Source organism: Planctomycetia bacterium (genome assembly GCA_016795155.1).
Taxonomy (GTDB): Bacteria; Planctomycetota; Planctomycetia; order Gemmatales; family HRBIN36; genus JAEUIE01.
In genome coordinates this window covers 1-10,622 of record JAEUIE010000063.1, presented here as the reverse complement: position 1 = coordinate 10,622, position 10,622 = coordinate 1, and the positions used below count along the sequence as shown (strand labels likewise).

Annotated in this window: 7 protein-coding genes; 4 read left to right on the top strand and 3 right to left on the bottom strand. The window is 51.2% G+C overall.

What is annotated here, in order from left to right:
- The first annotated feature begins 182 nt into the window (after positions 1-182).
- Both JNJ77_21550 and JNJ77_21545 read left to right on the top strand, forming a co-directional pair.
- A complete protein-coding gene (locus tag JNJ77_21550) occupies positions 183-1,991 on the top strand; it encodes a DUF2961 domain-containing protein (protein ID MBL8825187.1) in 1,809 nt (602 codons plus the stop codon).
- Positions 1,988-2,998, top strand: coding sequence for a VWA domain-containing protein (locus tag JNJ77_21545; GenBank protein MBL8825186.1), 1,011 nt, complete (start codon positions 1,988-1,990; stop codon positions 2,996-2,998). The genes JNJ77_21550 and JNJ77_21545 overlap by 4 nt, the downstream gene beginning before the upstream one ends.
- A gap of 13 nt (positions 2,999-3,011) precedes the next feature.
- On the opposite strand, the gene JNJ77_21540 is transcribed toward JNJ77_21545, so the two are convergent.
- Positions 3,012-5,276: a hypothetical protein gene (locus tag JNJ77_21540; protein ID MBL8825185.1), complete on the bottom strand. Its 2,265-nt coding sequence runs from the start codon at positions 5,274-5,276 to the stop codon at positions 3,012-3,014.
- A 212-nt stretch (positions 5,277-5,488) separates the two neighbouring features.
- Between JNJ77_21540 and JNJ77_21535 the strand changes: the two genes are divergently transcribed.
- Both JNJ77_21535 and JNJ77_21530 read left to right on the top strand, forming a co-directional pair.
- Complete coding sequence (locus JNJ77_21535) at positions 5,489-5,821, top strand: YegP family protein (protein MBL8825184.1); 333 nt, start codon at positions 5,489-5,491, stop codon at positions 5,819-5,821.
- Between the two features lie 84 nt (positions 5,822-5,905).
- Complete coding sequence (locus JNJ77_21530; protein ID MBL8825183.1) at positions 5,906-7,099, top strand: DUF1624 domain-containing protein; 1,194 nt, start codon at positions 5,906-5,908, stop codon at positions 7,097-7,099.
- Between the two features lie 68 nt (positions 7,100-7,167).
- Here the strand turns inward: JNJ77_21530 and JNJ77_21525 are convergent, their stop codons facing one another.
- Together JNJ77_21525 and JNJ77_21520 are read right to left on the bottom strand one after the other, a co-directional pair.
- Entirely contained in the window at positions 7,168-8,433 is a 1,266-nt protein-coding gene (locus JNJ77_21525; GenBank protein ID MBL8825182.1) for a PQQ-like beta-propeller repeat protein, read from the bottom strand.
- 146 nt (positions 8,434-8,579) lie between these two features.
- Positions 8,580-10,340: a glycosyltransferase gene (locus tag JNJ77_21520; GenBank protein ID MBL8825181.1), complete on the bottom strand. Its 1,761-nt coding sequence runs from the start codon at positions 10,338-10,340 to the stop codon at positions 8,580-8,582.
- Between the last annotated feature and the right edge of the window lie 282 nt (positions 10,341-10,622).

The window sequence follows — 10,622 nt, the reverse complement described above, 5'->3', positions numbered from 1 at the left end:
TTGGGAACCGGTAACAATGGTTCAATCAATGCCCAGAGTTGATCATCCAAAATCGGTTTGGCCATAGCAGTGCTCCTTGCTCGCCAAACTTATAGCCTGACTGGACGAGAAGCACTAGCTCATTTTGTTAGATGCTCTTAGGTAGAGGTTCTATATTAAATGGAATGGTGCTATTGCTTCTCATGCTCTGTCAGCCTCCCGCTCAACCAACTGCAATAACCTGGCATAGGTTGTTACAGGAGCAAGCTGACTTATCTTCGCTGACTGAGCTTTCACCTTATCCTTATCAAACGTTTCAGTTCAGCAGCTATGATCGTGACAGTATAACTGCATCTCGTCCTGATAAATGGTTTGCCAACCACGATAGAGGCCAATGTCTGTACGAAGGTACCGTAGAACAGGAAACTCCTTACTATTCGCAGCCTCCACAGCGTGGCAGCAAACCCAGCGGAACTTTACCAGCTGGTACACGAATTGGCATCGCAAGGCATAAACGGAATGTTCCAGGGTATATCTGGGTTTATTCGTTTGATGGCCCCGGCGTAGCACCTCTTCATAGTGGGTACATTGCATCGTCATCATGGACACCTCTTCCACAGGGTCCTGTGCTTGCTGATATTTCCGGATCGGGGTGCATCACCAGGTTCTGGTCGTCCAATCCGGGAGAAGCTGGCAAGGTCCGAATTTACCTCGATGATCAACCTGTTCCCATAGTTGATACAAGGCTGATTGATCTTCTGCGGGGCGAATGGGAGTATCTGAACGAGGGACAGCAATTGAAGTTAATACCAGCACCGTGGGCCTGTGAAAAAGGGCGAGGTTATGAATTGGTATTTCCCATCACCTTCCAGAAACGATGCTTGATCGCCGTCGAAAAGCCGTCCTTGCAATGGCAGATACAGTATCGCCGGTATGCTGATGATACACCTGTCCAAACTGTTTCCCTCGCGGAACTGGTGCAGAAACAGAAGTTGATTCACGAATTAGGGGATAAGTTAACCAGCCTCACAGGCAAACCTCCACAGGAATTAGCTTTTAGTCTTGGTGGCCTGCAGGCTGGTGATAAGCCCGATGTCAAACAAGCTGTACTTCCTCAGTCTCGGCTGGAACCAGGCGAATCCAAACAGTTGCATTTACTGGAAGAGCCTGGTGCTAATCCAAGCCGTGCTATCGTGCAATTCGAAGTTTCCATACAGGCAGATCGAATGATCGAGGCATTGCGCCGGCTGAAACTCACGATTTCATTTGATGATGCCAGCTTGCCTCAGGTGGAATCTCCGCTGGGAGATTACTTTGCTACCGCGCCAGGAGCCAATCCACTGGCGACTTTGCCTTTGCGAGTTACTGCATCCGGAAAAATGTCAAGTTACTGGGTGATGCCTTACGCCCGCCATGCCACGATAAAACTATCCAATCTGGATGATCAACCGATTTCGATCCAGATGAATGTAACCCATGTGCCATATAACTGGATAGAGCGCAGCCTGTATTTTCATGCCAATTGGCGATGCAATGCCTTCAATACACGTCCGCCTCAGGATTGGCTGGTGCTTTCAGCCCAGGGACAAGGGCACATTGCAGGGCAGTTCATCTCGGTGCACAACCCTGTCAAGGAATGGTGGGGAGAAGGAGACACCAAAGTAACGATTGATGGTGCCAAGTTTCCATCGTTATGGGGAACAGGCACCGAAGATGACATGGGTCTTGGCTTTGCTGATCGTACGGTATTCAGCCATCCCTGGAGAGCGCAACCACGTCATGATGGCAAAGGACACGAAGGGTTTACATCTCTCTTACGAGCAAGAAACTTAGATCGTATTTCATTCTCAAAATCACTCAACTATGTTCTGGAAGTTCGACACGATCAACCTGGCGTCCAGGTACAGTATGCCAGCACGATTTACTGGTATGCCAGGCCTGATGCTAAGCTGGAACGACAGGAACTCAATGCTGCCGTACTGCGGGAATCACTGCCTGGAGGTCAGCCGTGAGCTGGACATGGCCCCAAGCTTGCTGGCTGCTGATTCTTTTACCGGTACTCTGGCCATTGTGGCACTGGCGTGAAAAGCATCGACCGTCGTTAATGCATCCTGATTTCCGATTGTTAGTAGTTCATAAGACTCCCCGAGTATTCCTGGCGAGATGGTTGCCTTTTGCAAGCAGATTCTTGTCAGCGCTGTTACTGATACTTGCATTGGCAGGCCCGCGCTGGCCCATCCCGGGAAGCAGAATTCCCAGCGAAGGCATTGCCTTGATGCTGGTGCTTGATGTTTCAGGAAGCATGGCAGAGCGTGATGTATTGCTGAAAGGTCAGCCAGTTTTGCGATTGCAGGCGGCTCAAGCTGCACTCACCAGCTTTCTCGATGGCACCGACAACTTTTCCAACCGAGGCAACGATGCCATCGGGTTGATTACCTTTGCAGTACGCCCGATTGATGTCTGTCCGCCTACGCTGGACCACACTTCTATCAAGTATTTTCTCGATCGCATTCAGCCGATTGGCACGGTTCCCGACAGCAGCACTAATATCGGCGATGCTCTTGGTCTGGCTGTTGACTTACTTTCACGTTCTACACTGAAGAGTCGATGTGTTCTGCTGATTAGTGATGGGGAGCATACGGTACCAGCCGAGATCGATGCGCAGGCACTCAAGCCTCGGCAGGCTGCACAACTGGCAGCGGCACTGGGTATTCGGGTACATACCATCTTTTTCAGTGGAGCACGATCGGCTGATGCATCGGTACGTTCAGCTCAGGAACGTGCCGAAGTTGCCTTGCAGGATGTGGCACGCATGACAGGTGGGCAATCAGCGATTGCTACCGATGGGAACAGCCTGACTCAACTGTCAGTTTCCATTGATCAACTGGAAAAGTCTCGCATGGAGAGTTTCGTTGTCACCGATTATGTGGAACTGCGACCGTGGCTGATTCTCACTTTCGTCGTTCTTCTGTTGCTTACTGTGGTCCTGGAATCGACCTGGTTGCGGATTGATCCGTAGATCAGAAATTCAATTAGTTTCTTTCTTTTGCACTTTCAATCCGATTGATGAAATCTTCCGTGATGAATGATGTCCCAGGCAAAAACGTTTGTCGAAGCATCGTTGAATGTTTCAGAGATTCGCCAGCTGCTTCCAGGTGTCCCAATTGGTATGCCCTTAGTGCATGCCTCTCCCACAGATTCGCCTGCAACAATGGCTCTTCCGATTTCTTATCCATCAGTTTTTGAGAAGCTTCCATCAGAAGTTGCCAGGCTTGTTCATGCTGGCCATACGCTGAGGCTTGTCTGCTTCGACATTCCATCAATTTGGCCTGCCACTCCGGACTGATGCGATCCAGTAATTGTTCAGCACGAGTGAGCCAAATATCCATGCTGTGCAAAACACCAGCAGCATCGCCGGTGTCAATCAGATCGAGAATGGTGGTGACATAGCGAACAGGCATACTTTCAGGCGGATATGTCGTTTTCAAAATCGAATGTGCTTTGTTATCAAAAAAAGTTGCCTTGGTATTGCTTCCCAGTCGCTGCTGGATCAACGACTGAAAGAACGCCAGGTTCAACATGAAAACTGGTTCTTTATTGAGGTCTTTTGCTAATGGATGCACTATTTCCAGACAATCCCAAGCCTTGGTAGAATCACCGCTGGCGAAATATCTGATGCCTTGGCGCAACATGGCATCGAGATATTCTTCCGATTGTTTCCCGCATCGGCTTTCAGCGAGTTGCTGATATTCGCGAAGTGGCTCGACTGCTTCTGCATATCGTTTCTGCATATACATGCAGGCGGAAACGGTAGTGAGTGCAGATGCAATTGCCTGCACTTCGTGTGGATAGTATTCATACGCCAGCGTCACACCTTTTTTGGCTTGCAATTCAGCCTCTTCCCAGCTTCTCACTTCCATAAGCTGTAAAGTGTGTTTGCCCAGCAGATTCTGCTCCAACAGGCTTGGATGATCTTTCCCGTAGACTTCCTCAATTATCTGGATGGCACGTTTCGAAGTTGCTTCCGCAGCTAACGGATCACCGTAGACTGCATAACGATCTGAAAGCGTATGTAACGGATAAACCAGTTCCGGGCTTTGTTCTCCCAGGATGGCTTCGTACAGTTTTACTGCCTGCTGATTCAGCGTTAAAGCCAAACCAGAATCGATATGACTGTATAAATCGCTGGCATCCCAGAGGAACTTGGCGAATTCAGGACTGCGGTCTCCTAACTGTCCTGCAATCTGCTGATGCATTTCCTCGATCAATGGTCGGCCTTCTTCATATCGGCCCGACCGTAGCAGAGGCAACGCCAGTGCCTGCAGTGCTGCAGAGCCAATACCTGCATACTGTTGCGTGTCAGGCTGTTGGAGCAATTCTCTGGCTTTATCCAGACCCAACCGACCATGATGCGAGGCAGCATCATCATTTTGTTGATGTCGATAATAATTCTGTGCTAACCCTACCTGGGATGCTGTGTAATGAAACGCCAGTTCGACATTGTTCGGATAGGTCTGTATCGCAGCTTCAGCTTCATGGGCGAAACGCAAACCCAGCATCAAACCAATATCATTCATGCCTTCCTGGGTTGCAGTGGCGGAGAGATCATTCAAAACCAGCAATTGATCACCCACAGGGCGGTATAACGTAATCAATTCTTCAATCAGCAACTCGGCAGCCTGCTGATTTCCTGTTTTGCGATAATAGGCAAGCAGATGATCTGCTGAGCGCAGCACGGTTGATTTGCACTGCACCCGCCAGGCATCCTGGTTAGCCAGTTGAAACACCAGTTTGTACCAGGGTTCTGCCTCAGCAGGCTGTTTTGCTTCGGCAGCACATACTGCTCGCAAGAACGCAATTTCCGCTTGCTGCGGAACCATACCCAGTATTTCTGCATGTTTCGCTGCCAGCCTTAGCAGCTTTTCTGCATGGTTCAAATCAGGCAAGGCAATCAATCGTTGAGCTGTTTCCAGTGTGGTATCTACGAACTGGCTGCGTGCATTGCCCTCGGTACAGCGTTCTAACTGATCCACCGCTTTCAGCCAGAATGGCAATGCTTTGCGATTCGAATCTGCTTCTTCATAAGCCTGAGCAAGATTCAGATAGGCATGAGCCAGTGACAGAGATGCCTTGCCTGGCGGCAAGCTGGCATAGGCCTGCTGCAATACTGTTTCTGCCAGATCGAACTGGCCGGTCTGGATCGCTTCCTGAGCTTGCTTGATGGTCTTGGTCAGCGCGGAATCTCCTCCTAGCAATGCCTGACCAACACGCTTCAACAAGCCCATGCCACCAGCCATCGTTGTTACCCAACACTATTTCGAGTCAAGATCAAGGGTAGCTTATTCTTGATGCCTGGTGTGAAGAATTATGACAGGGACTTATGTTTTTTGCGTTTCTATTCATGTCAACAAATCACTGGTTGTTCCCACTTCATAGTTGTGGTTCCATTTTGATCTGATACCATGACTGGTGTTGATCCTTTCAATAGACACCTTCACGGAGTGATGACATGGCAGCCTGGTTTGAAATCAACAAGAGCAAGAATGGTCAGTTTCACTTTGTCCTCAAAGCTTCCAATGGTGAAACTATTCTTTCCAGCGAACAATATGTGACCAAGCGTTCTGCCAAGAATGGCATTGCTTCGGTTCAAACCAATTGCACCAATCTTGATCGCTACGAGAAGAAAGAATCCAAGAATGGCAAAGCCTTCTTCAACCTGCGTGCAGGCAATAACCAGGTTATCGGCACCAGCGAACTCTATTCCTCGGTACAGAAACGCGATGCCGGCGTGGCTTCCGTGAAAACTAACGGCAAGACGAAGACTGTGAAAGACAATACCTGATTGATATCGTCCAATCTCACTTAGGCCCACGGACTACAGTCCGTGGGCTTGGTCTTGCGCCATCCTTTAGATACATCATTCTGAATGAATCATCCTCCACCTCTCAAGCCCGAGCGGCTTGATTCCATTGATTGTCTCCGTGGCATCATCATCGTTTTGATGGCGCTGGATCATACTAAAGACTTCTGGGGTGCATCAGGGTTTATTGCCGCAGAGAATGCTGTCTTGGCAACGCCTGCTGCATTCTTCACACGCTGGCTCACTCATTTCTGTGCGCCTACTTTTGTATTGCTGGCCGGTGTCGGGGCGTTTCTGTCGCAATCGCGAGGCATGTCCAAAAAGCAACTGTTCTTATTCCTTCTCACGCGTGGCCTGTGGCTGGTCTTTCTCGAACTGACCGTGGTGCACTTCGGCTGGTCGCTGAAATGGGAAATCCATCGAGGCATGTGGCAAGTGATCTGGGCAATCGGCTGGTCTATGGTTGGATTGTCCCTGCTGATCTGGCTTCCTGCCTGGTGCGTCGGGTTGCTGGGCTGTATCATCATCGGCGGGCATAACTATTTCGATGGACTTACTGGCAGCAAGCTGGTAACTCAGACACCCTGGCTCGTCTACCTCTTCGGCGAGAATGGCTGGTTCTGGGATCTGCTCCACACGCCCTACCGCACTTTTCAGCCAATGAAAGGTTATGTCTATTTCAGCCTATATCCGCTGCTTCCCTGGTTCGGCGTCATGTGTGCAGGCTACGGCCTGGGGACCATCATGAAGTGGGTTCCAACCCGAAGACGCTGGACGCTTCTGATTCTGGGAATGCTGTTCATCTGCCTGTTCCTTGGCTTGCGTTACCTCAACATCTACGGCGACCCTTCCAAATGGCGTGTCATTCCAGGTGGTGAATCACCGACCAATTACCTGCGAACCACTATGTCATTTATTGCCTGCACCAAGTATCCTCCTTCGCTGTTGTTCCTGCTGATGACACTCGGCCCGGCACTGCTGTTCTTATTACTGCTCGAATGGCCTATTCCGCTGTTCAAGCGTTTCTTCCTGACTTTTGGCAGAGTACCTCTTTTCTTTTATCTCATTCACCTGCCTGTCATTCATGGGTCAGCTGACTGGTATTTTCAACGTCAGAAAAGCCTGGGGTTGTCGTCCAAAGGATTCGACCTGCCTGATGTTTACCTGGTCTGGGGATTGATCATTCTGCTCCTGTACTTCCCCTGTCTGGGTTTCGGATGGCTCAAGAAGCGCTATGGGGGAATATTGAAGTATCTGTAATTTCTCACAGAAAAAGCCCCCCTCTCTTTCAAAAGGAGAGGGGAGAAATCGTTGATCAACTTGATCTACTACTTCCCTATTACATCATAACAGAGAATGTGATCCCCTTCGCGCAGGTACATCTTCCCTCCGGTGATGACGGGGTGTGCCCAACTGGGTGCACTGCCGGAGTGTGGAATCTTGAAAGCTCCCACTTCCTTATATTCATCAGCATCCGCTTTCACGAGAGCAATGAAACCGTTCTGGAACCGGACATACAAATGACCATCAGCAGCGGTGATGGCGACAGAACCGGAGCCTTTTCCTCGTTTCTGCCAGCCTTCCTTGATCTTGCCGGTCATCAGGTCAGCCGACCAGATGATGGGTTTGTCATCGGAACAGCCAAAGATCTGGTCACCCAGGCGAACGACGCCACCATGCTTGTTGGCGAGCTTGGAATTGAAATCGTAAATCACTTCCTTGCGAACGCCGTTGCCGCTGGCTACTTGTCGAAGCAAGGCTGAGCCTTTGCCGTACCCGGCAATCGCCAACACCAGGTCATCTTTGATGACTGGCGTTGGAATCACTGAAACAACCCTGGGAGGAGCAATCACGTGCTTCCACAGCAGTTTGCCATTCTTGGCGTCTATCCCATAAACATTGCTGGCTGTGGTCTGCACATACACCCTGGTGTTGCCCACTTCGGAAATCATAATGGAGGAATGACCTGCTCCAGCATCGCCCTCCACCGAAGTTGACCAGATTTTCGCACCGGTCTTCTTATTGAGCGCCACCATGGTGTTCTTGACTTTGCCGGGCGTGACAACCACTTTGTCGCCATCAATGAGTGGTGATTCGCTGAAACCCCAGATGTCGCCTTTGCCACCTTCAAAATCCTTCGACATGCTCTTGCGCCAGACTTCTTTGCCATCAGCGGTTTTCAGACAGACCACGTCGCCTTGCGGAGTAACATAATAAATCAGTTCACCATCAACGGTTGGTGTGGATCGGGCACCCTGCCAATCGGGCTGGCCAGAATTCCAGGCATTGCTGAGCTTGGTCTTCCAAAGCTGTTTGCCATCAGCCTCGCTGAAGCACAGGGCATAAGTGCTTTCATCATCGCCCGTTGTTTTGTCGCCGAGTGTGTAGATTTTTCCGCCAGTAATCGCCAGGCTGGCATATCCCCGCCCTGCCCCCTTGGCTTCCCACAGCAGCTTGGGACCATCTTTAGGCCACTCGGTCAGCAGGCCGGTTTCTGTCGATACGCCATCACGATTGGGGCCACGCCACTGAGGCCAGTTGCCTGTTCCATCCGACGGAACCAGCAACAGAAGTGTAAGCAGAACATTCCACATGGTGAATTTTCTCCCTGACGATTGAAGCAAACAGGAACGAGAGATTAAGGATCATTACGTTTCATTCTGATTAGAGACCAACTCAAGTTCAACACCTTTCCCCAAGGTGAATGCAAGATTCCAGGTTGATGAAAGAGGTTTCATGATTACCGAGGCAACGAGGCAGAGACCAGTTCTTCCTTCTGGTTGCTGTCCACTGGTTCCTGACTTCTTTCTCCGGCACTGCGATGCACAATCGCCTGCCCCAGCACCTGTTTCACTCCAGGCAAAGGCCGACAGATCGCCACGAAGGAAAACGCAAAGACACTCGGCAACAGCCAGGCAAAAGCATCGCTGATGCGCTCGAGAAACCAGCCCAGATTGTTGCCGTATACCGCGTGATACGGAATGCCGACAGGAATCAGTTTTTCGATGCGGTAGCCACTGTCACGCAGGCATCGTTTGAATGTCCGTTTCGTGAACAGTCTCTTGTGGTCGAGCGCCAGGATGCCTCGTTCACTGTAGGTAAACCTGCCCAGGAGAAGGTTGAGCCGCATGGCCCAATGGCCAATGTTCGGCGTGCTGACCACTACCATGGGTGATTTCCAGTCATGGCCGGTCTTCACTTCGCTTCGATTTCGCACCGCGTTAAGAAATCCTTCCGGATCGTTCAACTCTTCGAGTACATCGAGCAGCAGGATCGCATCATACTGAAATGGATCGACCGGCAAGGGATCAGCTTCCAGATCGAGTTGATGAAACTGATCGAGACTACCGGGCACGGGGATTCGTCGGTCGATGCCGGTGGTTCGCGTGCCTCGCTTGGCACATTCCTGGGAAACTTCAGCAGCACCACAACCCAGGTCAAGGATGGTTCGGGGGAACGCTCTCTGTTCCGAGGCACACCTCGACGGAGTACCGTCGAAGTGTGGCACAGATTCCGAGCCGTCTGGATTCTCAGTTCTCCCCTTTCCACTGGTGGGAGAGGGGTTGGGGATGCCATGTCCCCCCTCTACCCCCCGGGGAGAGGGGTTGGGGGTGAGGGGTTCTGACTTTGGCGAGACATTCTTCCACAGATACTTGAGCACCTTGGTCTGTGACAGATATCGCGGGCCAGTGTGGCGCTTCGGCGTCGGATCGAGATCGCGGTACTTCAGCGAACACATCATGCCAAGCCGATGTAGACGATAGGCAATCGTTGCCTTGAACACATCCCAGGCGTATTGCATCCCATTGACATGACAGACTTCGTCGCCGTAATGCGTGGGGATAGCGAATTCGACAAACTTTGCTTTCACATGCAAGGCCTGCAGCAGAATTTCCGTATCGAAATGGAAATCGTTGGTGTTGGCTTCAAAGGGAACTCTCGCCAGAAAATGGCGTGAGTAGCCCCGGTAGCCGGTGTGATATTCGGTCAGGCCCAAGCCGGTCAAGCTGTTTTGAAATGTGGTCAGCACACGGTTACCCAGTGCTTTGTAGAGTGGCATACCCCCGGCCCGTGCAGACTTCCACGACTGCATGCGTGAACCGAGCACCACATCAGCCTGCGTCTTGCGCCAGTTGTCGATGAACTCGCCGAGCAGTTCGGGAGCATACTGTCCGTCGCCATGCAGCAGGATGGTGAAGTCAAAGCCAAGATCGACAGCCAGGCGGTAACCGAGTTTCTGGTTGCCGCCGTACCCCTGGTTGACCGGGTTCTTGAGTACAACGATGTTATCGACATTGTTTCGATGGGCCCAGTCGCTGGCCCGTTCGGAGGTGGCATCGCTGGAGGCATCATCGATACAGAGGATGCGGACACGCGGATCGTGGAGCACCGATTTCGGGATTCGATCAAACACGGATTCGATGTGTCGTTCAGCCCGGTAGGCGACGATGAAAATCAGAATAGCTGGTTCCGAGCCAGGCGGGCGAGTGAGATAATGCATGAGGATATTATACCTTATTCAGAGGCCTGGGGTGAGGGGACTGGGGGCATGGGTGAGGCTTGACGAGTCAGGTGTGAGGAGGTTAATGAAAGCTCTGCGCGCAGCATCTCCGCTGATTTGAGTGGGAAAAAGGTGAATTTTGTCCCACTCGAAGCAAAACGGCGATCAGCCAGAGTCGCTGGAAACACGGGAAAAACCCTGAAAAAACACTCTATTTAGCCCCGGGCTCTTTAAGCCCGGGGCGGGGCCGCGCGGAGAAAAGTGGCAAAATAAGTCCGGAAT